The 21,390-nt window shown below is 69.7% G+C and carries 21 protein-coding genes; 5 read left to right on the top strand and 16 right to left on the bottom strand.

From position 1 onward, the window contains the following. Positions 1–624, top strand: coding sequence for a helix-turn-helix transcriptional regulator (locus AMYNI_RS0137600; RefSeq protein WP_026361420.1), 624 nt, complete (start codon positions 1–3; stop codon positions 622–624). 25 nt (positions 625–649) lie between these two features. On the opposite strand, the gene AMYNI_RS0137595 is transcribed toward AMYNI_RS0137600, so the two are convergent. Genes AMYNI_RS0137595 through AMYNI_RS0137560 form a run of 8 tightly spaced genes read right to left on the bottom strand, consistent with a single transcriptional unit; the run spans position 650 to position 8,236 of the window. Continuing rightward, positions 650–1,393, bottom strand: coding sequence for a transmembrane-type terpene cyclase (locus AMYNI_RS0137595; RefSeq protein ID WP_020673281.1), 744 nt, complete (start codon positions 1,391–1,393; stop codon positions 650–652). Positions 1,394–1,422: 29 nt separating this feature from the next. Then, positions 1,423–2,607 carry an acyl-CoA dehydrogenase family protein gene (locus tag AMYNI_RS0137590; protein ID WP_020673280.1) on the bottom strand — a complete coding sequence of 395 codons (1,185 nt, stop codon included), beginning with the start codon at positions 2,605–2,607 and terminating at the stop codon, positions 1,423–1,425. Between the two features lie 16 nt (positions 2,608–2,623). Further along, the gene (locus AMYNI_RS0137585) at positions 2,624–3,142 is read right to left on the bottom strand and encodes a flavin reductase family protein (RefSeq protein ID WP_157357649.1); all 519 of its coding nucleotides are present in this window, start codon (positions 3,140–3,142) and stop codon (positions 2,624–2,626) included. Between the two features lie 5 nt (positions 3,143–3,147). Continuing rightward, complete coding sequence (locus AMYNI_RS0137580) at positions 3,148–3,537, bottom strand: limonene-1,2-epoxide hydrolase family protein (protein WP_020673278.1); 390 nt, start codon at positions 3,535–3,537, stop codon at positions 3,148–3,150. A 3-nt stretch (positions 3,538–3,540) separates the two neighbouring features. Then, positions 3,541–5,325, bottom strand: coding sequence for an FAD-dependent monooxygenase (locus AMYNI_RS0137575; RefSeq protein WP_020673277.1), 1,785 nt, complete (start codon positions 5,323–5,325; stop codon positions 3,541–3,543). Continuing rightward, positions 5,318–5,530 (bottom strand): ferredoxin, encoded by a 213-nt coding sequence (locus tag AMYNI_RS0137570; protein WP_026361418.1) that lies wholly within the window; start codon positions 5,528–5,530, stop codon positions 5,318–5,320. The genes AMYNI_RS0137575 and AMYNI_RS0137570 overlap by 8 nt, the downstream gene beginning before the upstream one ends. Positions 5,531–5,556: 26 nt before the next feature. Next, the gene (locus AMYNI_RS0137565) at positions 5,557–6,750 is read right to left on the bottom strand and encodes a cytochrome P450 (RefSeq protein ID WP_020673275.1); all 1,194 of its coding nucleotides are present in this window, start codon (positions 6,748–6,750) and stop codon (positions 5,557–5,559) included. A gap of 4 nt (positions 6,751–6,754) precedes the next feature. Continuing rightward, positions 6,755–8,236 carry an MFS transporter gene (locus tag AMYNI_RS0137560; RefSeq protein ID WP_020673274.1) on the bottom strand — a complete coding sequence of 494 codons (1,482 nt, stop codon included), beginning with the start codon at positions 8,234–8,236 and terminating at the stop codon, positions 6,755–6,757. Positions 8,237–8,493: 257 nt separating this feature from the next. On the opposite strand from AMYNI_RS0137560, the gene AMYNI_RS46355 reads away from it, so the two are divergent. The 4 genes from AMYNI_RS46355 (at position 8,494) to AMYNI_RS0137535 (ending at position 12,687) form a co-directional block, all read left to right on the top strand. After that, positions 8,494–9,483, top strand: coding sequence for a polyprenyl synthetase family protein (locus AMYNI_RS46355; protein WP_026361417.1), 990 nt, complete (start codon positions 8,494–8,496; stop codon positions 9,481–9,483). A gap of 39 nt (positions 9,484–9,522) precedes the next feature. After that, positions 9,523–10,110, top strand: coding sequence for a tryptophan 2,3-dioxygenase family protein (locus AMYNI_RS47605; RefSeq protein ID WP_157357647.1), 588 nt, complete (start codon positions 9,523–9,525; stop codon positions 10,108–10,110). Between the two features lie 8 nt (positions 10,111–10,118). Beyond that, the gene (locus AMYNI_RS0137540; protein ID WP_342667776.1) at positions 10,119–11,579 is read left to right on the top strand and encodes an NAD(P)/FAD-dependent oxidoreductase; all 1,461 of its coding nucleotides are present in this window, start codon (positions 10,119–10,121) and stop codon (positions 11,577–11,579) included. Positions 11,580–11,661: 82 nt separating this feature from the next. Further along, a complete protein-coding gene (locus tag AMYNI_RS0137535; protein ID WP_020673269.1) occupies positions 11,662–12,687 on the top strand; it encodes a polyprenyl synthetase family protein in 1,026 nt (341 codons plus the stop codon). Between the two features lie 13 nt (positions 12,688–12,700). Here AMYNI_RS0137535 and AMYNI_RS0137530 read toward each other — a convergent pair whose 3' ends face one another. The 8 genes from AMYNI_RS0137530 to AMYNI_RS0137490 form a co-directional block, all read right to left on the bottom strand. After that, entirely contained in the window at positions 12,701–13,498 is a 798-nt protein-coding gene (locus AMYNI_RS0137530; RefSeq protein ID WP_020673268.1) for an IclR family transcriptional regulator, read from the bottom strand. Between the two features lie 154 nt (positions 13,499–13,652). Continuing rightward, the gene (locus AMYNI_RS50645; RefSeq protein WP_020673267.1) at positions 13,653–16,355 is read right to left on the bottom strand and encodes an AAA family ATPase; all 2,703 of its coding nucleotides are present in this window, start codon (positions 16,353–16,355) and stop codon (positions 13,653–13,655) included. Between the two features lie 63 nt (positions 16,356–16,418). Then, complete coding sequence (locus AMYNI_RS0137520; protein ID WP_020673266.1) at positions 16,419–17,459, bottom strand: zinc-dependent dehydrogenase; 1,041 nt, start codon at positions 17,457–17,459, stop codon at positions 16,419–16,421. Beyond that, positions 17,456–17,920: a PTS mannitol transporter subunit IIA gene (locus AMYNI_RS0137515; protein WP_020673265.1), complete on the bottom strand. Its 465-nt coding sequence runs from the start codon at positions 17,918–17,920 to the stop codon at positions 17,456–17,458. Before AMYNI_RS0137515 ends, AMYNI_RS0137520 begins: the two co-directional genes overlap by 4 nt. Continuing rightward, the gene (locus AMYNI_RS0137510; protein WP_020673264.1) at positions 17,910–18,218 is read right to left on the bottom strand and encodes a hypothetical protein; all 309 of its coding nucleotides are present in this window, start codon (positions 18,216–18,218) and stop codon (positions 17,910–17,912) included. Before AMYNI_RS0137510 ends, AMYNI_RS0137515 begins: the two co-directional genes overlap by 11 nt. After that, complete coding sequence (gene mtlA, locus AMYNI_RS0137505; RefSeq protein ID WP_084628576.1) at positions 18,218–19,324, bottom strand: mannitol-specific PTS transporter subunit IIC; 1,107 nt, start codon at positions 19,322–19,324, stop codon at positions 18,218–18,220. Before mtlA ends, AMYNI_RS0137510 begins: the two co-directional genes overlap by 1 nt. Before the next feature lie 90 nt (positions 19,325–19,414). Beyond that, entirely contained in the window at positions 19,415–20,356 is a 942-nt protein-coding gene (locus AMYNI_RS46345; RefSeq protein ID WP_020673262.1) for a 1-phosphofructokinase family hexose kinase, read from the bottom strand. A 67-nt stretch (positions 20,357–20,423) separates the two neighbouring features. Next, complete coding sequence (locus AMYNI_RS0137490; protein ID WP_084628575.1) at positions 20,424–21,134, bottom strand: helix-turn-helix transcriptional regulator; 711 nt, start codon at positions 21,132–21,134, stop codon at positions 20,424–20,426. Between the last annotated feature and the right edge of the window lie 256 nt (positions 21,135–21,390).

Here is a 21,390-nt window from a genome sequence, read left to right as displayed (position 1 = left end):
GTGGACGTGCTAAGAGTGCTCATCCGTGCGGTGGATCCGTTGACCCGCGAGGCGATCAGCAGCCGCCTCGACGCCCTGCCGGACATCGAGGTCCTGCCGGACGAGCATCACCCGCCGGTGGACGTGGTGGTGCTCGTCGCCGAGCGGATCACCGTGGAGGTGGCGTCCGCGCTGCGGAAGGTGAAGGCGACCCTGGGCGCGCCGGTGGTGCTGATCGCCTGCGAGGTCAGCCGCACCGAGCTGCTCACCGCCGTCGAGTGCAACGTGGTCGCGGTACTGCCGCGGGCCGGGGTCACCGGCGACCGGATCGAGAGCGCGGTGCGGACCGCCGCCGGCGGCGGCGCCGTGTTGCCATCGAAGATGCTCGGCGAACTGCTCAAGCAGGTCGAACGGATCCAGCGCGAAATACTGTCACCGAACGGCCTGCACACCTCCGGCATGACCGCGCGGGAGATCGACATCCTGCGGCTGATGTCGGACGGCCTGGACACCGCCGAGATCGCGGTCAAACTCGGCTTCTCGGAGCGGGTCGTGAAGCGGACCATTTTCGGGGTCACCAGCCGCTTCAAGCTCCGCAACCGGCCGCACGCGGTGGCGTACGCGTTGCGCACCGGCGTCATCTGACTGTGCCCTTTCATAACGCGCCCTTTCAGGACTTGTCCGCGGCCATCGCGAACGTCGCGGGCGCCCGGAACGCCCACGGCGAGCGCCCCTCGGCACGCATCTTCCGGTGCAGCAGCACCAGGTAGACCAGGTCCAGCACGACCATGGTGGGCACCAGCACCAGGAAGAGCACCCTGGCCGGGTACACCAGGAACCCGGTGAGCCCGGCGAAGAAGGATCCGACGAACTTCGCGGTGGCGATGTACATGGACTGCCCCACCGAGGATCCGCGCCGCTTGAGCATCAGGATGAACGCCGCGCTGAGCGGCAGGTTGATGATCATGCCGATGTACATCCCGTCGCGGTCGTGGAACTCGTTGGCGCCCGCCATCACGATCAGCGAGGCCCACACCAGCACCCCGACGATGGACCACCTGAAGGTCCGCGGCGACAGCGCGGGATAGTCGTTCCGCCCGTACCGGAACACCTGGTACAGCAGGAAGACGTTGATGATCACCCAGACGAAGTTGATCCCCCGTTGGGTCGGCGTCTGCTCCAGGACGAAGGTGAGGCTGAACTCCCAGGCGAAGTTCACCGCCACCATGTAGGCGGGCACGCCCACGCGTCCGTCCACGATGGCCTGCCGGATGGCCAGCAGGTAGGTCACCATCCAGCCGAGGACGGTCGGCCCGGCAACCATCCAGAACAGCACGCGCGGCACGTCAGCCGGCCCCACCGTCACCGGTGCGACCTCGGACATCGGGATGAGGAACGGTGGCAGCCAATCCATGGGAAGTCCTTACCGTGCTGGGGTGGAGGTCAGAGGCTGGGCACGATCTGGTCGAGGCCGAAGAACGCCCCGCCGTAGAGCTCGCGGCCGACATGCACGTTGAGCATCGCGTGCCGGGCGGCGGTGTTGGCGTCCCGCCAGAACTGCTGCAGCGGGTTCGACTCGGCGAAGGCGGCCGCCCCGTGCGCCCACATCAACTCGTCGAGCGCGATGGTCACCAGGTTCACCGCCTGCCCGACGTCCCCGCGGATCCGGCGGAGCTCGGCGTCCGGGAGCGCGACGGCGTCCTCGGCAGCCGCGTCGATCACGTCCGCGGACCGGCTCGCGTGCATCTCGGCGGCGTCGATGGACAGCGCGGTCTTGCCCAGTGCGGACACGAAGGTCTGCGAGTTCGGCTGGCTGGTGTAGACCGTCGGCGCGATCCCCCGCCCCGGCGCCCGGTCCACGACGAAGGCGCGTGCGGCCTGGCCGATGCCGATCACCACGGAGGCGCAGATCACCGCCATCGCCGCCACCGCGGGCGACCGGAACAACGGCGCCAGCGTGACATCGGTGGCGTTCTGCCGCCCCAGTTGCAGCTCGACCGGCAGCACGCGGTGCTCGGGCACGAACACCCCCTCGGCTACCGCGGTGCGGCTTCCGGTGGCGCGCATGCCCACGGTGAACCAGGTGTCCTCCACCGTCAGCTCGGCGACGGGCACCAGCACCGAGATCGCGCGAACGGCCTCACCGTCGGCATCGACCTCTTTCGCGCTCAGGATCGCCCAATCGTCGTGCAGGATTCCCGAGGCGTACGGCCATTTCCCGGTCAGCAGGTAACCGCCGCCGGTGCGGACCGCCTTACCGGCCGCCACGAAGATCGAGGCGAGCTTGGCGCCGGGGTTCTCCCCGAACACCTCGTCCCGCGCGGCCTGCGGGAACCGCGCGGCGAGCAGGTTCGACCCGTTGATGTTGTTCACCACCCAGGAGGTGGACGGGCAGTAGTGGGAAAGGGTCTTGGTGACCTCGCTCAAGGTCCGCACACCGGTCTCGAACCCGCCGTACTCGCGCGCCGTCCAGAGCCGGCTCACCTGCGACTCGTCGATGGCCCGCACCGTCTTGTCCGGCAACCGGCGTTCGCGGTCGCCCTGCGCGACCCCGTCCGCCAGGATCGGGCCGATCGAATGGACCCGCTCCACCAGCTCGACCCGCAGGTCCGTGCGCACGTTCGTCATCTGACTGCCTTCCTGCTCAAGAGGCGAGGCGGTGGAAACCGCTCGCGTGGAACACCAGCGGGCCGATCCCGGCGTAGGTCTCGGCGTGCCGGATCCGCAGCAGGGCCAGAATGTGGTCGCCGGCCGGGATCTCCTGTTCGATCGAGCACTCCAGCCACGCCGGCGCGCCGACGACCCGGATCGCCCCGTGCCGCCCGATGCGCCATTCCACCGTGGTGAACCGGTCCTCGGTGGCCGCCGCGAGACGCCTCGCCAGTTCGGCGTGGCCGGAGCCGAGCACGCTCACCCCGATCCGGTGTGCGGTGCGCAGCCGCCGCCAGGTCCTGGAGTGCTCCATCACGCAGATCGAGACGAGCGGCGGCTCCAGCGAAACGGGGGCGAAGGAACTAACCGCGATACCGAGTGCGGCACCGTCCACCAGCGCGGCGACCGCGGTCACCCCGGACGGGAACTGCCCGAAGGCGTGCCGTAGCACGTGCTCCTCCGTGGACTCAGTGGGCTCGGGGAACTCCGTCAGCTGCCGGGGTCGGCTCATCGCGCTCACCATTCCCCGGGATCGGAGATGAGCTTCGTGATGTCGAAGTAGTCCCGCCAGGCGCAGATCCGGCCGCCACGCAGTTCGAAGGCGGCCATCACCTTCAGGTTCAGCGCGATCGGGGTTCCGTCCGTGCGGAGCATGCTCTCCACCCGCTCGGCCAGTACGGTGTCGCCCACGGTCGCGAGGTGGCGGAATCGGACCTCCAGTCGCGCGAAGTCGGCCGGCATCAGCTTGAAGATCTCCGGCTTGCCCCGGCACACCGGCGAACCGGGGTTCTCCCACACGCAGTCGTCGGTCAGGTAGCGGTCCACAGCGGACCTGATGTCGACGGGCGTCGGCCCCATCGCGGCGAGGAACTCGCGCACGACCTGCTCGTGTTCGACAGCGGACATGGGTCAGCTCCCAGTTGTCTTGACGCCGAGGATGTGCTGAAAGGCCGCGTTAAGCTCGCCGGCCTGTGCGCCGCCGGTGAAGCTGCGCCAGGCGACGTGGTTGTCCGGGCGCACCAGGACCGCGCCGCCGTCGCCGACCTCCTTCACCGCCGACCAGCCGCCCTCGGCGTCCTGGTATCCGGCGGGATCCGTGCCGATGGGCACGACGGTCAGCGCCACGCCGAAGGTGTCCACGACCTGCTTCGCCGCGACCGCCCAGCTGTCCTCCACCGCCCCGGTGATCAGCACGAAACCGCCGTGCCTGCCGACGAGGTCGTGGGAGGAAAGGCGTTCTCCGTCCCGCGTCAGCCATACGTGCGGCAGCCGGTGTCCCGGCCTGGTCACCGGGTGGTACAGGTAGCCCATCGGGTCCCGCGGCGGCGGTTCCGATCCGTCCGGCAGCACGGCACCGTCCTGGTAGGAGAAGCCGATCTCGATGTCGTGCGCCTGGTATTCAACCCGCTGGGTCGCGAACACCTCCTTCGCCCTGACCCGACGGGTCTCCCCCATCGGCGTGTCGGAGAACAGGGCGCGGAAGTTGGCCCGGGTGGCCTCCGGCGGCTGGCCCGGAAAGAGCCCGAGGCCGGCGTGCGCCACCGCGTGGTTGCGGAAGGTGTACATCGACCAGCTGACGTTCCGGTGCGCGATCGGCAGCCGTTCGGCCTGGTAGGACTCCAGCAGCGGATCGCCGGCCTGCCCGCCGAGCACGGCCGCGAGCTTCCACGCCAGGTTGTGCGCGTCCTGGATCGCCGAGTTCAGACCGAGGCCGGTGGCGGGTGGCTGGCGGTGCGCGGCGTCCCCGGCGAGGAAGACCCGGCCGTCCCGGAAGGTGTCCGCGATGACGGCCTCCGGCCAGTAGTGACTCACCTGGTGCAGTTCGAGCTCCAGGTTCGGCAGCTTCAGCAGTTCCCGGACCCTGGCCATCATCGCGTCGTCGCCGAGGTCCAGCTCGGTTCCCGGCGGCAGATGGAAGTGCAGTGCCCATTCGGTGCAGGACAGCCCCCAGGTCGGCCCCAGCGCGACCATCCCGTACCGGGAGATCAGGCCGCCGTCCGGGCTGACGAAGTTCGTGATCAGCACCGAATCGCCGGGCCACCACCGGGACAGGTCCGCGCTGAAGTGCACGGAGATCACGTGGAAGGCGCCACCCTCTTCCCCCGCCATCGTCACGCCGAGCGCCTTCCCGATGCTCCGTCCCCCGTCGGCGCCGACGAGGTACCGGGCGCGCACGGTGCTGGTCTCTCCGGTCGACCGGTTGGTCACCAGCGCGGTCACCCCGGTCTCGTCCTGGGTGAACTCCTCGAGCACGTGGTGGAACAGCACGCGACCGGGCGCCCGTTCCTCCGCGTGCCGGCGCAGCAGCGGTTCGAGCCGGTGCTGCGGGAAGTTCGTCGACGGGCACGGGCTGTCGGCCGCGTAGGGCGCGGCCGTGCCGCCGCCACCGAACGCGTCCATCCGGTGCAGGTCCCGCCCGTCCAGGAAACCGTCGCCGGCCAGCGAAGTACGCCAGACCACCTCCCCCATGTTCGCCAGCGGAGCGCTGCCCCGGTACACCTCGTCGGCGATCCCGTGCTGCCGGAAGATCTCCATGGTGCGCTGGTTCAGGTAGTGCGCCCTCGGCAGCACGGAGGTCGATTCGCGCCGCTCGACGAGCAGGTGGTCCACCCCCAGATCGGACAGGAAGACCGAGGTGGCGAGCCCGCAGCCACCACCGCCGACGACCAGCACCGGCACGTCCAGGTCAGGCATGGGTCCGGTCGCCTTCCCGGAGGATGATCGCGGCGGCCGGGCAGAGCAGGGCGGCCTCACGGACGCGCTCGTGCTCGTGCTCCGGCGGAGTCCCGTCGAGCAGGATCACCACTCCGTCGTCGTCGCGCTGGTCGAAGACCTCCGGCGCGGCAGCGACGCAGTGCCCCGCGGCGATGCACTTGGGTTCCTCGATTTCGATGTTCAAACTCATCGTCGCTTCCTCCTCCAGAGTCACCAGGTGACCGGCAACCGGTGCACGCCGAAGACGAGCGCGGTGGTCCGGTAGTCGACTTCTTCCTGCGGGACGCCCAGCTTCAGCGTGGGGAACCTGTTGAACAGCGCCGGCAGCGCGACGCGCAACTCCATCCGCGCCAGCTGCTGGCCGAGACACTGGTGGGCACCGAAGCCGAAGGTCACATGCGCCTGCGGCGGCCGTCGCACGTCCAGCGTGTCCAGGTCCTGGTCGGTCGCCCCGAGATCGCGGTTGGCGGCCAGGATGGACACCACCACCCGCTCGCCCTCCTTGATCTCCTGGTCCCGCACGCACAGATCGGTGGCCGCCTGTCGCGGCATGATGGTGGCCGGGGCGCAGTAGCGCAGCAGCTCCTCGATCGCGCCGTCGGTCGCCGAGGGATCGTCGCGCACCAGCGCGAGCTGGTCCGGATGCTGGAGCAGCAGCGCGGTACCGACCGACAGCATGCTGGCGGTCGTCTCGTGCCCGGCGATCAGCAGCATGTTGCCGATGCCCACCAGCTCGTCGTCGGTCAGCTCGGCGCCGAAGTCGCGCACCACGCCACCCAGCAGATTGTCGCCGGGGCTCTGCCGGTGGGCCGCCACCAGCTTGGACATGTAGGCGTCCATATCGGCCAGGTTCTGGATCTGCACCTCACGGGTCGTGTTGACGTCCAGCCCGACCTTGGCGCGGCGCTGGAAGTCCGCCCGGTCGGCATAGGGCACGCCCAGCAGCTCGCAGATCACGTGGGTCGGGATCGGGGTGCTGAACACCTGCACCAGGTCCGCACCGGGACCCTCCTCCTCCAACGCGTCCAGCTGGGCCGCCACGATGCCCTCGATCATCGGCCGCAACGAACGGACCCGCTTGACCGTGAAGGACGCGGTGAGCATCCGCCGCAGCCGGGAATGGTCGGCGCCGTTGTAGTTCAGCAGGTTGCCCGGCTGGTTCAGCATGGTCCGCGGCGCGTCGGGATCGAAGACGAAGCCCATCTGCAGCCGGGGGTCGCCCAGCACGTTCTTGGCGTCCTCGTAGCGCGTGACGGTCACCGCGTCGAACTCGCCGAGCAGCGGGCTGGGGATCTTGACCCGGGGCAGCTCCTCCTGCTTCTGCATGTCGTAGAGCTCGGTGGCGGGGGTGAAGGGACACCCCACGGACCGCGCGGCGATGGGAAGTGCCTTGGGTTCGGGCATCGAACTACCTTTCTGTCCTGGGAGCAACGGGACTGTCCTGCGCCTCGACGACGGGTGCGCGCAACACGCGTTTCACCGGAAAATCGTCCACAGTGGATCGTTTGCGGACCGGGATCAGGCCGCTCACCACCAGCGCGACGAGCGAGCTGACCATGCCGGCCACCGCTGCGAGCACGAAAGCACCCCGCAGCGGAACGGTCGTCACGCCCATCGGCGCGCTCAGTTCGGCGAAGATGACACCGATCACCGCGCCGGCCATCGAGGACCCGATGGACCTCATCAGGGTGTTGAACCCGTTGGCGGCCCCGGTTTCCGATGGCGCCACGGCACCCATGATCAGCGCCGGCAGCGCGCCGTAGGCGAAGCCGACACCCGCGTTGGTCACCACCGTGCCGAAGACGAGTCCCCCGGTGGAATCCATCCAGACCAGGCAGGCCACATAGCCGAGCCCGATCAACACCGTGCCCAGCATCAGCGACACCTTGGGGCCACGGGCCGCCGAAAGCCGGGCACCCACCGGTGACGCGCTCATCATCGCCACCCCGGCGGGCACCATCCACAACCCCGCCTGCAACATCGTTTGGCCGAGGCCGTGCCCGGTCGCGACCGGAAGCTGAAGCAGCTGCGGCACCATCAACGTCTGCGCGTACATCGCGAAGCCGACCACGACCGAGGCGATGTTCGCGAGCAGCACCGGGCGCCGCGCGGCCGTGCTGAGATCGATCAGCGGATCGGTCACGCGCAGCTCCCATGCGCCCCAGCCCGCGAGCAACGCCGCCGAGCCGGCGAAGAGCGCCAAGGTGGTCACGCTGGACCAGCCCCATTCACCGCCGTGGGAGATGGCCAGCAGCAACGCGGTCAGGCCACTGGTCAGGCCGAGCGCACCGATCAGGTCGAAGCGGCCACGAGCCAGCCCCGGCGCCTTGGGCACCAGCCAGGCCGCCAGCCCGCCGATCAGCACGGTCACCGCAGCGATCTCCCAGAACAGCAGGTGCCAGTCGCCGAACTGGGCGCTCATCGCGGCGAACGGCAGACCCAGTGCCGCGCCCACCCCCAGTACCGAGGACGTCAGCGCGATCGACGCGCCGACCCGTTGCGGGGAAAGAACATCCCGCAGCAAGCTGATGCCGAGCGGGACGATTCCCATGCCAACGCCCTGCAACGCGCGCCCGACGATCATCGGGAGCAGCGAATCGGCAACCGCGCAGAGCACCGAACCCGCGCTCAGCAACCCGAGCACGATCAGCAGCAGCCGCCGCTTGCCGTAGAGGTCCCCCAGCCTGCCGATGACAGGGCTGGTGACCGCGCCGCCCAGCAGCGCCGCGGTCACCGCCCACGAAGTGTCGGCCGTGTCCGCGCCGAGCAGTCTCGGCAGCTCCCCCAGCAGGGGCACGACCAGGGTCTGGGTCATCGCGGCCACTCCGGCCGCGACGGCCACCACGACGACGATGGCCCGTTCGGAACGCGCCGGCCGCGTTTCGGTCATCCGCAGGCTCCGCGCCGACGATTCGGCTCTCCGTACATAATCGCTCACCTCAGGGCCATCAGGTTCGAGCTGAGTGGCCATCGGGACCTCGGGTCCGACCGATGGCTCATCCGCGAAAGGAAGCTAACATTCGGCGAAGAACGCCGGATAGCGCGAAAATGTCCGCACGGGCCGAACGGTCCGCCCGGTGTTCCCCTTTGGGCCGGTGTGCTCCTTCTCTGCCGACAACGCGGTTCCGCGGACCTAAAGTCGACCGTATGACGGAGATCGATGTGCCGCAGGTTGCCGATCCCGAGATAGCCGCTCTCGTCCGCGCCGAGGTTGAATGCCGCTGGCCGAACGATGTCTCCGGACTCGACGAGATAGTGCGTTACGGATTGGTACCTTTCGGCAAGATGATGGGCCCCTGGCTGCTTATCCGGTCCAGTTTGGCGGTGGGCGGTGAAATAGCGCCAGTGCTGCCGGCCGCACTGGCGGTGGAATGCATTCAGGTGGGCGCGATGATGCACGACGACATCATCGACAGCGACCCGCAGCGGCGGGCCAAACCGGCCGCGCAGACGACTTTCGGGGCGCCGACGGCGATCGTCGGCGGCGACGGGCTGTTCTTCCACGGTTTCGCCGCACTGGCCGAATGCCAGGACGCGGGTGTGCCAGCCGCGCGGGTCGCCAGGGGGCTGACCGTGTTGTCGCAGACCGGTTTACGCATCGGCAATGCGGCCGTCCAGGAGATCCGGATGGGCCGCAGCATCTGCTCCACCGAGACCTATCTGGACATGATCAGGGACAAGAGCGGCGCACTGCTCTGGATGGCCTGCGGTCTGGGTGCCACCCTCAGCGGGGCCGACGACGGTTCGATCGAAGCGCTCGAACATTACAGCAATCTGCTGGGCATCGGCTATCAGATTCGCGACGATCTGATGGCCTATGACGGCACCCAGGCCGGTAAGCCGAACATTTCCGACATTCGCAACGGCCGGCCGACACTGCCCGTGCTGCTCGCGCATCGCCGCGCACCCCGCGATCAGCAAAGGCTGATCGAACGCCTGCTGGCCGACCTCGATCTGCCGGCCGAAGAACGGCACGAGTCCATGGCCGAACTCGTGCACGCTTTCGGAGCGGTTCAGTCCGCTCGGGAAATGTCGCATCTCTACGCGCGATTGGCAGGGCGGGCCCTGGAAGCGCTCCCGCCCACCGAGCACCGGAACGCGCTCAGCGAACTCACCGTGCCGGGCCGCCTGGTGTAGCGGGAAGACGCACCCGAGGAGGTGGCTCTTGTGACCGCCATGACCTATTCGAGATACCTGCACCTGAAGGAACTGCTGGCGCTGCAACATCCGCTCACGCCGCCGGAGCAGGAGGACCTGTGCGACAGCGAGCGGCTGTTCATCGTGGTGCACCAGGCTTCCGAGATCCTGCTCGGGCAGGCCCTCACCGACCTCCGTCACCTCGAAGCGAACCAGTGCGGTGCACGCTGCTTCCGGTACCGGGCCGAGCGGGCGACCCGGCTGATCGACGCGCTGGAAGGACATCTGACGCTGCTGCGGCAAACCCTGGACCCGGCGGACTTCCTGCGTTTCCGGGATCTGTTCGGCACGGCGAGCGGTATGCAGTCCGCGCAGTTCCACGAGTTGTTCGAACTGACCGAGCGCCTCCCCGCGATGGACATCGGGCACAGCGCCGCGACGGAGCTCCGCGATGCCGTCCGACGGTGGCGGCGCACGCACCTGCAACTGGTCCAGTACATGATCGGCAACCAGCCCGGCTCGGGTGAGACTTCCGGTCTTCGCTATCTGGCACGGCGGCTGAACGGCAAGGCGTCCGGTGAAATCGCCGGTTGCCCGGTCGGCGCACTGCCGCGGACGCGTTCCTGAGATGGGGCATGCGAGGCTTTTTGCGCATGCCCCCATCGATCGGGTGCGGGTGTCCCGCAAAGATTCTGAGAGGGCGAGAAATGCGCGCACTGTCCCCCGATCCATCGTTAGGGCAAGTAGTCGTGCTGGGCGGCAGTGTGGCGGGACTGCTTGCGGCTCACGTGCTTTCCCGCCATGCCGAGCGGGTGACGGTATTGGAACGCGACCACTACGAAGGCGGCCCCGAGCCCCGGATGGGCGTTCCCCAATCCCGGCACACCCACGTGCTGCTGACCAGTGGTCTGGACGCGTTGAGCGAACTCCTGCCCGGACTGCCAGGCGAACTGCGGGAGGCGGGTGGGCCCTGCCTTTCCGTCCCGGCGGATCTCGGTGTGTGGCAGGCGGCGCAGTGGGTCTCACGCGACAATCCGTCCGCTCCGGTGATGACCGCGTCGCGGCCGCTGCTGGAGTACGTCCTTCGCCGGCGCGTCCTGGCCGATCCGCGGATCGAGGTGCTGACCTCGACCGAGGTGACGGCTCTGCTCGGCAGGCCCGAGCACATCATCGGGGTGCGTACCCGCGGCCGGGGAGCCGGCGACCGGGCACCCCGGAACCTGCTGGCCGACCTGGTGGTGGACGCCACCGGCCGGAGCAGCCGCACGCCCGAATGGCTGACCGAACTCGGCGCGGCCGCGGTCGACGAGGAGGTACTGGAGACCGGGCGGGCTTACGCCACCTGTGTTTTCCACGCCGACAACACCGGACCGGCCGATGAGGTCAAGGGTTTCTACATCGTCCCCGACGCCGCGCAGCCCTTCGGTGCGATCATCCTGCCGGTCGAGAACGACCGCTGCATGGTCACCCTGTCCGGGCCGCGCGGACAGGCGCCGCCCACCGAGCTGGCGGGTTTCGTCGACTTCGCCGGCGGACTTCCGCACGACGCCCCGCACAAGTGGCTCAGCAAAGCGAGTCCGGCCGGCCGTCCCGTCGGGTACCGGCACACCTCGAACCGGCGCCGCCGCTACGACCGCGACCGCGCCGGGCACACCCGCAGCGGGCTCCTCGTCGTCGGGGACGCGTTGTGCGCCCTCAACCCGGTGTACGGACAGGGCTTGTCCGTCGCGGCCCTGAACGCGGTGGCGCTGGGCCGGGCACTAGCCCGCACCCGGCACGCGCCTTCGGCACACAGCCTGCAACGAGCGGTCCTGCGCTCCTCCCGTGGCGCCTGGGACGTCGCCACCGGAGCGGACAGCCCGATGCCAGGAGCCGCCGGCAACGCGGTCCGCACCGGCCCCGTCAACGAGTTCCTCAACTGGTACCTCGAGCGCGTACGCGAACGGGTACCGGGTGATCCGGTGGTGTGCCGCGCCTTCCGGGACGTCCTCTTCCTCCTTGCCCCGCCGCACAGTCTGCTCACCTCCCCTCAGGTTCTCCGGCGATCGCTGCTGCGTTCGCCGGTTCCGACGCCGGCCGACCTGCCCACCCCATGACCCGCTCACCAGACAGCGAAGGGTTCGACACCATGCGACGCACAGCAGCAGTTCTCCGCACCACCGACGCGGCGGTGGCGTGATGACCACCGCATCGACCAGGAGGGTGCCGGTCGCCCTCGACACCGGGATGACGATGGTCGGGCCCGCCCTGCGCGAGGCCGTGCAGCACTACCTGTGCCCGGAAATGGGGCGGGTCGCCCAGTACCACCACGGGTGGGCGGACGCCGATGGCAGGCCGACCGACGCCTGGGGCGGCAAGCTCCTCCGGCCCGCGCTGGTCCTGCTCTCCGCGCAGGCCGCGGGCAGCCCGCCCGCCGATTGCGTGCCGGCCGCGGTGGCGATCGAACTCGTGCACAACTTCTCGCTGCTGCACGACGACATCATGGACGGTGACACGGCACGCCGGAGCCGTCCCACCGCGTGGACGCTGTTCGGGGTGCCCAACGCGATCCTCGGCGGTGACGCGCTGCTGACCGCCGCGGCGGCGCTGCTGCTCAACGCGAACGGCACTGGCGCCCGCCCGGCCGCCGCGTCGCTGATGTCGGCCACCCAGCGGATGATCAGCGGCCAGGCCGCCGATGTCAGCTTCGAACGGCGCCACGACGTCACCCTCGCCGAGTGCCTGGAGATGGCGGGCAACAAGACCGGCGCCCTGCTCGCGTGCGCCTGTTCGCTCGGCGCCGAGCTGGTCGGGGCGGATCCTGCTCTGGTCGGCCGGCTGCACGACTTCGGTGAGCACGTCGGGCTCGCCTTCCAACTGGTGGACGACCTGCTGGGCATCTGGGGCGACCCGGAACGCACCGGGAAGCAGGCCGGCGCTGACCTGCGGGTCGGCAAGAAGTCGCTGCCCGTGGTGGCAGCGCTGAACACCCGGCACGCCGACGAACTTTCCGCGCTCTACCTGCGGTCTCAGCCGCTGAGCGAGCCGGAGGTGCAGCGGGTCGCGGACCTGGTGGAACACGCGGGCGGACGGGACTGGGCGCACGACGAGGCCGCCCGCCAGATCGCCGCCGCGGAAGAATGCCTTGCCACCGCGGAAATCGAGGAGGACACGCGAAACGAGTTCCTGGAGGTCGCCGCGTTCATCACCGGCAGGCGGTTCTGAGCACGCCCGGTCGTCAGCAGGCACCGGCCAGTTTCACCTCGATGCAGCCGACCGTCTCCAGCAGGACCCGCCCAACGCTGCGGAAGTCCAGCTGGTTCACCGTGCCACCCACCACGACCGCGGCCACCGGGTGCACGTTTCCGAAGTAGACCGGAGCCGCGACCTCGACGAAGCCGGGAATATGGGTACTTTTCGCATAGGACAGCCCGGTCCGCTGGATCAGGTCGAACTCGCGCTTCATCCGGTCCGCCCTGGCGATGGTCAGCTGCGACTCGACCGGCACGGTGCCGCAGAGGTCCATCGCGTGCCGCGCGCTCTTCGCGAGCAAGACCTTGCCAGCCGCCGAAGTCTGCGCCGGGACGGGCTGGGTCAGTGCCATCGCGAACCTGCTGTGCTCCTGGCCGTAGAGGGTTCCGGCGTGCTGGACCTCCATCCCGGAAAGCACCCCCACGCTGACCACCCTGCGGGTGAGTCGGAACAGGTCGAGCAGGAACGGCATGATCGCGTAGCTGACGCTCTGCACCCTGGCCAGTCCGCGGCTGGAGGCCAGCTGGAACAGGTAGTCCCCGAGTTCGTAGGACTTCGACTCGGTCCGGACGGCGAGCCGGAGATCCGTCAGCACCCGCATCATCCGGTGCAGGCTCGATTTCGGCAGGCTCACCTGCTGCGACAGCTCGGACAGCGTCAACGGCCCGGACGCCTCCGACAGCACCTCCAGCACCGCGAGCGCTTTCCGGAGCGGGCCGCCCAGCGATCCGGTCGTGCCCGTGTCGACCACGGAGTCGACCACCGCTCCGATGTCCCTGGACATCTGTTCCCCTTTCGAAACCATGGCCCCGACTCTTGAAGTACCGGTGTCACTGCCAACAAAACACCGGGTGAGCTAGTGAATCGACGAGACTTTTCCTTTTCCGCGACGGACAGAATTCCGGGATAAACAATGGGTTAACATTCGCCGCGGTCCGTCAGTGTTCCAACCGTTCCAGTCGTTCCAACCGTTCCGCCGCCTCGACGAGCCCGGCCCGACCCGGCACGCCGAGCTTGCGATAAACCTTGGTCAGATGCTTTTCCACCGCGCGCAGGCTGACCCCGAGATCGTCGGCGATCCGCTGGTTGGCCAGTCCGGCCACGACCAGCCGCGCGATCCTGAGCTCGGCCCTGGTCAGCTCCGCCCGGACCGTCCTGGCCGGCTCGGCGTGCCCGTCCTGCGGCGCCAGTCCCGCCACCCCACAGGACTCCGCCAGCATCGCACCGCGCCGCAACCGCATGGCCGCCTCGGCCGGGTCGGTGCCGCGCAACCGCGCACCGAGGGCCAGCTGCGCCTTGGCCAGCTCCACAGTGGCCGCCGATCCTTCCAGCACGTCCACCGCGCGGCGGAACAGGTCCAGGCCGGCGGCCCCTTCGGTCACACTGCCCCACACCCGCAGCGCCCGGCCGACCGCGGACGGCGCCCCCCATTCGAGGGCACGGGTGTGCTCCTCGGCGATCAGCTCGTGGGACGGGTCCACCCGGCCGAGTTGGTGGTACAGCACCGAAACCCAGCTTCGCCACGGCAGCACGGCGGGATTCGCCCAGCCCATCCGGTCCAGCTCGCGCCCGCATTCGAGCAGGTGCTCCAGCGCCGTTACGGCCTCCGCCGAGCCGATCGCCGACACGCCGCGAACCAGCTCCCTGGTCCACACCGGCAGGTGCTCACCGGCCGGGTAGCCTTCGCTGAACGCTTTCTGGGTGTCCATCGCGACCACCACCAGCGTTTCGAAACACCGCGACACCACCGGCGTCAGCTCCGGGTCACAACGCGTCAGGGCCCCTTCGGCGAGTTTCGCCGCCTCGCCGTACCGGCACGCCTTGGCCAGCGCGAAGGACAACTCGGCTTCCGCGACCAACGTCTCGGCCGCGCCAGGCCCACTGCGGGCACGAGCTCGCGCGGCCAGCGGGGCGAGCCAGTCCACGGCCTCGGCCGCGCTGTCCGCCGCGACCAGCGACCGCGCGGCGAGCGGGACGGCGGACAGCAGGTCCGCGGGACCGGCGTGCAACACCCGCGCCGCCAGCGGCAGCACAGTGTCTACTGTGTCCATTGTGGAGAGACGGGCGCCAGTGGTCCCGCGCAAGGTGGCCGCGTAGAGCAGCACCGCGGCCTGGTCACGCCGCGCCGGGGTGTCCAATGGGGTTTCCGCGCCGAGCACGCGCAAGCGGTCCGCGGAGTCGGCGAGGCACACTGGGTCGGTCAGCCCGGCACAGCGCGACCTGGTCTGCACGGCCAGCGCCGGCTCGCCTTCCGCGATACCGACCGCGGCCGGGTCACCCAGCTCCGCGGCGAGCTCGGTCAGCGCACCGGTCAGCGACCTCGGCGCGACGCCCAGCAGCATCGGCGGGGCAGTGGCCAGTACCTCCGCCCGGCGGCGAGACGAGCCGAACCCCGGCAGCGCCTGGGAAAGGTGCCGGATGGCGGCCACCGGCGCCGACGAGCGCTCCGCCGCGGCCAAGTCGGCCAGCACCACCGCGCGGTCGGCACCGGCGCCCAGCAGCGCCCGGCGCAGGCAGCGGATCGCCCGCTCCGACTCGCCGCGCTCGAAGGCCTCCAACCCGGCCGCGTGCAGCACCCCGGCCACCCACTCATCCGGCGCGACGTCCGCGGCCAGCAGGTGCCGCGCGATCGCCCCCGGTGAGCTGCCTTCCGCTGCCAGCAGCCGCGCGGCCCGCAGGTGGCCGGCGGTCAGCTCGTCCGCGGTCAGCACGCTCCGCACCGCGACACCGATCGACGGATGCGCGAACTCCGGCTCGGCCGTCCCGGTCAGCACGCCGAGCGCGACCAACGTGCCGAGGGCCGCCTCGCCCTCGGCCTGCTCCAGGCCGGCCAGCTCGGCGAGGAACCGGCCGCCCGGCGGATCATCGAACAGCGCCGCCGCCATCGCGGCCCGCCACACCGGCGACGGCTGCCCGCCCAAGGCGAACAGGGCGCGCTCGCCGATCACCGCGGGACGGGACTCCAGTGCGTCCCGCTCCTGACCGTGCTCCCGCAGCATCGCGGTGAGGAACAGCGGCCGCCCGCGCGAAGCCTGATGGCAGGCCCGGACGAAACCGTCGTCGGCCGCGCCGAAGCGGCCGACGATCGCGCGCCGAACCCCGTCCACGCTGAGCGGCGCCAGCGTGCGCCGGCGCGCGGAACGCGCCAGCAGCGGTGCCAGCTCCGGAACCTCCGGCTCGGTCTCCCGGCAGGTGGCCGCCACCACCACCGGAACCGGTGCGGCGGTCAGCGCGGTGAGCCAGCGCAGCGACGGCGTGTCGGCCCAGTGCAGGTCGTCCACGAGCAGCAGCAGCGGGCCGTCACCGGCGAAAGCCAGCAAGGGTGCGGCGACCCGGACCAGCGCCGCGTCGTCCAGGTCATGCGGGAGATCTTCGCGGACCGCGGCGTTCCGGGTCACCGCGGCGCGGTCGAGCAGCTGCCACAGCACACCGAACGGGATGTGCCGTTCGGCGGGCGCGCCCATGGCACGCAACGCGGGCACGCCGCGCACCCGCGCCGACTCGGCCGCCGCGGCCAGCAAGGCGGACCGCCCGATGCCGAGCGGACCATCGAACAGCACCAGCCGGCCTTCGCCGTCCAATGCCGACGAGATCAGCCCGATCTCGTCCTCCCGCTCGATCAGCAAACCCTCCACGGTCACTGTGTCACATCCAAATGAGCGTTATGCACACTCGCCGCTGCGTCCGCCGTCCGTGCGTCACCCTCATGGCTCGACGGTCACCTTGATCGCTTCACCGGTGCTTACCGTGTGGATCGCTTCCAGCACCCCGTCCAGCGGTACCCGGTGGGTGATCAGGTCGTGCACCCCGACCGCGCCGGACGCGATCAGCTCCAGCGCCTGCTTGTTGTGCGCCGGGGTGGAACCGTTGGCCCCCACGATGGTGAGCTCGCGGTAGTGCACCAGATTGGAGTCGCAGCCGATCACCGGATCGTCCTTGGGCAGACCGCCGAAGAAGCTCACCCTGCCCCGGCGCGCCACCAGGCGCAGCGCGTCCTCCTGCGCGGTACGGGACGCGGCCGCGGTGATCACCACGTCCGCGCCGCGGCCGCCGGTCAGCTCGAGCACGGCAGCCACCACATCCACGTCCGATGGGCACAGTGCCACGTCCGGCTTGACCACCGCGGCCGCCAGCTCGAGCCGGCTCCGGTTCAGCTCAACCAGGTACACCGCCTCCGCGTCTCGGGCCATCGCCAGCCTGGTGTGCAGGCAGCCGATCGGGCCGGCGCCGAAGACCACCACCACGTCGCCGGGGCCGACCCCGGCCAGCTCCTGGCCGTTGAGCACGCAGGCCAGCGGTTCGGCCACGGACGCCTCGTCGTAACCGAGCCCGGCCGGAATGTGCGTGACGCCGTCCACCCGGAGCACCTGCTCGGGCACGGTGAGGAACTCGGCGAAACCACCGTCGAAGTGGTAGCCCATCGAGCGCTGGTTCGGGCAGACCGTCTGCCAGCCGCGCCCGCAGTAGGCGCAGTCTCCGCACGGGATCGCGGCGATGATCTGCACCCGGTCGCCCGGCGCGAATCCGTCGGTTTCGGCACCGGCTTCGACCACCTCACCGGCGATCTCGTGCCCGATCACCCGCGGCGGGTCGAGATGGTGGTGCCCGTGCCGGAGGATCTTCAGGTCCGTGCCGCAGGTGGAGCAGTTGCGGACGCGCAGCTTCAGCTCGCGCGGGCCGGCCACCGGCTCCGGTGCCTGCTCGATCCGCAGATCACCTGGGGCGTAGAAACGTGCGACCTTCACTGGTTCTGTCCCTCCCGAGCCGGTTGCGCCGAACGAAGCAACCGGGTGACCGTTTCCTCATCGGTGGCCTCGCGGAGCGCGGCCGCGCGGCCGGGATCTAGCAGCACCTTGGCCAGCGCGGCCAGCAGCCCGAGTTGGTCCGGCCCGGCGGCCGCGAGCGCCACGCACAGCCGTACCCGCTGTCCGCCCCAGTCCACCCCGGCCGGGAACTGGATCAGCACCACCGCGGCCCGCCGCACGTGCCGGCGGGAGTCGGCGGTCCCGTGCGGGATCGCCACCTCCTCCCCGACGAAGGTCGAGACGGACGCCTCACGCTCGTGCATGGCGGCGATGTAGGGCTCGTCCACCACCCCGGCTTCGACCAGCAGTCGGCCGCATTGCTCGATCGCGTCCGCACGATCCCGCGCCGACCGTCCGAAAAGGACCGCGGCGGGGGCGAGCGGCTCCGGCTCAGCCGTCAAGGGAGCCGCCGTCCCGGACGGCCTGCTCCACCCGATCGAACACCGGGTCGCCGAAGAAGCTCTGAAAACCCAGCACGACCGTGCCGGAGTCCTTCCGGCGCGCCCGGTCGAGCAGGCTTTCCTGGCAGAGCACGAGATCCGCGTCCGCCGGGATCTCGTCGACGGCCGCCTGCGCCACCGAGACGGAGAACGGCCGCAGCCGGTCCGCCAGCTGCGCCACCACGAGCGCGCTGCTGCCCATCCCCGCGTCGCACGCGATCACGACCTTGCGCACGTCCGAGCCCTCGATACTGGTCATCATCTACTCCTTTCGTCTTCCTTGCGCACCACGCCACCTGCCGCGACCTCCGCGCCACGATCCGCGCGTTCGCGGCCGAACTTCAGCAGGACCGAAGCCACTACGAAGGACACCACCGCCGAGACCAGCACACCGGCGAGCACACCGAAGTACCCGCCCTTGGGGGTGACGGCGAGAATGGCCACGATGCTGCCGGGCGAGGGGGTGGCCACCAGGCCGGCACCGGTCACGCTGAACACGAAAACGCCGGACACCCCACCGGCGATGGCGGCGAGCAGCAGCTTCGGCGCGGCGAGCACGTAGGGAAAGTAGATCTCGTGAATCCCGCCGAGGAACTGGATGACCATCGCGCCGGGCGCGGTGGCCCGCATCGCCTTGGCACCGAAGAAGGTGATCGCGAGCAGCACGCCCAAACCGGGTCCCGGGTTCGGCTCCACCAGGAACGCGATCGCCTTGCCGGCATCCAGCGACTGGGAGATGCCCAGCGGGCCCAGCACCCCGTGGTTGATCGCGTTGTTCAGGAAGAGCACCTTCGCCGGCTCCACGATGATCGACACCAGTGGCAGCAGATGGAGGTCCAGCAGCAACTGGACCCCGTTGCCGAGCGTTTTGGTCACCGCCTCCAGTACGGGGCCGATGGCGAACAGGCCGAGCGCCGCCATCACGGCACCGATGATGCCGGCCGCGAAGTTGTCCACCAGCATCTTGAACCCGGCGCGCACCCGCTTGCCGAGGTGCACGTCGAACAGCTTGAGCAGCCAGGCGGTGAGCGGGCCGACCACCATCGCGCCGAGGAACATCGGGATGTCCGCGCCGACCGCGATCCCGGCCGTCGCGACCGCGCCGACCACCGCGCCGCGCTGGCCGTGCACCAGCCTGCCGCCGGTGTAGCCGATCAGGATCGGCAGCAGCAGTTTGATCATCGGATCGATCAGCTCGGCCAGCCGCGCGTTCGGCAGCCAGCCACCGGGCGTGAACAGCGCGGTGATCAGGCCCCACGCGATGAAAGCACCGATGTTGGGCATCACCATGCCCGACAGATAACCACCGAACCGTTGCACCACAAGGCGTATGCGCTTGCCCGTCGACACGTCCGTGCTCGCCATCCGCGTCACTTCCCAGCGTCAGCTCGTGCTTCTCGTGCCCGGTGCCGGGTGACACCGGCCTCCTTTCCGGTTCCCCCAGGGGGTCGTTCTTCAAGAGTCTCGGTGCAGTTTCCTGTCCTGTTCGAGTTCCGGGGCGACCAGTACCAGCCGGGGGTGCAGGTGCTCCGGGCCGGGCATGGTGCTGCCCGGCAGCGACGCGGCGGCCGAGCCCCAGGCCACCGCGGTGACCAGCGCGCGCAGCCCGGCACCGCCGGCGGCGAGGAAGCCGGCGAGCAGCGCGTCACCAGCCCCGACCGAGTTGCCGACGACCGCGGGAGCCTCCGCGTGCCAGCAGTTCTGCCCGGAGAGCAGCACGGCGCCGTCCCTGCCGAGACTGGCCAGCACCGCACCGGCGCCGAGGTCGACCAGCTCACGACCGGCCGCGACCACGTCCCCGAGCGTGTCCAACCGCCGTCCGACGGCCTCTTCCAGTTCGCTCAGGTTCGGTTTGACCAGTGCCGGCCCGGCGGCCACCGCGGGCCGCAGGGCGGGGCCGCTGGTGTCCACCACGACCGATGCCGCCGAGTCGCCGATGGCACGGACCAGTTCGCCGTAGAAGTCGATCGCCGCGCCCGGCGGCAGGCTACCGGCGATCACCACCCACCGCGCGTCCGCGGAGTGCCGGAGCACTGTTTCCGACAGCGCCTTCGCCTCCGCCGAGCCGAGCAGCGCGCCGGGTTCGTTGAACTTGGTCACGGTCGCGTCGGGTTCCACCACGCTCACGTTGATCCGCACCGGGCCCACCGCGGGTACCGGCACCACATCGAGCTCGGAGAGCTCCAGCAGCGAGATGAGCTGTTCGCCCTCCACGCCGCCGGCGGCGACCACGGCCCGCACCGGCAGCCCGTTCAGCACCAGTGCGCGGGCCACGTTGATGCCCTTGCCACCGGGATCCACATGGATCGAAGACGCCCGGTGCAGTCCGCCGCGGACGAGCTTGCGGACCTGAATGGTGCGGTCGAGGCTGGGGTTCGCGGTGATGGTCACGATCACGCCGACTCCATCCTGTTGTGCTGTAGTGCGCCGTGCCGTCCCGCGCTTCGCCGGCGGCCTGACCGTTTCACTTGATGTATTCGGGCAGTACCCGCGGTGGCCAGAGGCCCACGCCGAGCAGGCCCATCGAATAGCCCTTGGAGACGAGGGCGGGCCGGTTGGTCACCTTGAGTTTCCGCAACAGGTTGGTCACGTGGTATTCGACACCGCCCCGGCTCAAATACAGTTTCGCGGCCAGCTGCACCGTCGACTCACCGGCCGCGACACCCTCCAGAATGCGCGCGTCCACCTGGCTTAGCAGCTTGTCCTTGTTCGTCACCATGCGGCTTTCCCGTGCCGCACCGTCCGGGCGCATGAGCACCATGAAGGTGTCCACCCGCTCCAGGTCGTCGCGGACCGCTATGCCGGTCAGCTCACCGGCGAAAAGGGAATCCTCCGGTCCTATCGCCACCATCTTTTCGGTGAAGCGGGGATTCCGGCCTTCGGTCAGCCGGGAGAACTGGGTTTTCAGTTTCGCCCGCACGCTCGGGTGCAGGAACTCGAAGAAGCCGTGACCACGCACGTCCGCCGCACTGCGGCCGAACTGGTCGATGAAGTACCTGTTCGCGTCGAGCACCCGAAGCCGGAGATCGAGGTTCGCCATGCAAAGGCCGGATTGCTCGAAGAGCGACCGGAAAATGTCGCGGTATTCGGCGGGCCTGCCGTCTGGCGAGACACCTTGCCGGGTTGGGATGTCTTGCAAAGGGACCGGTGTCGCGCACGTCTGGGTTGTAGTCATCGATCGTTCCTCTCAGGCTGCGCGAGACGAAGATCTGTCCTGGTGGCTGGAAATCACCAACTGATCCAACGCGATCCAGACTATGGAGCCAAAACCAAGCAAGTCAACAGCTCACCGGTTTCGCCCTTAACCCTGTGGTACCCAACCGAGTTGGTTCGGTACGGTCCGCAGCATCCCGGTACGGTGCCGGCTGACCAGGCATTTCACCGAGACTTCCGGTTGCGGGGACCGTACCGGCCGGCCCGTCCGAGTCCCG

This window comes from Amycolatopsis nigrescens CSC17Ta-90, assembly GCF_000384315.1.
GTDB classification, from domain to species: Bacteria; Actinomycetota; Actinomycetes; order Mycobacteriales; family Pseudonocardiaceae; genus Amycolatopsis; species Amycolatopsis nigrescens.
Note: the sequence above shows the minus strand (reverse complement) of the source record. Positions and strands in the feature narration are given on the sequence as shown.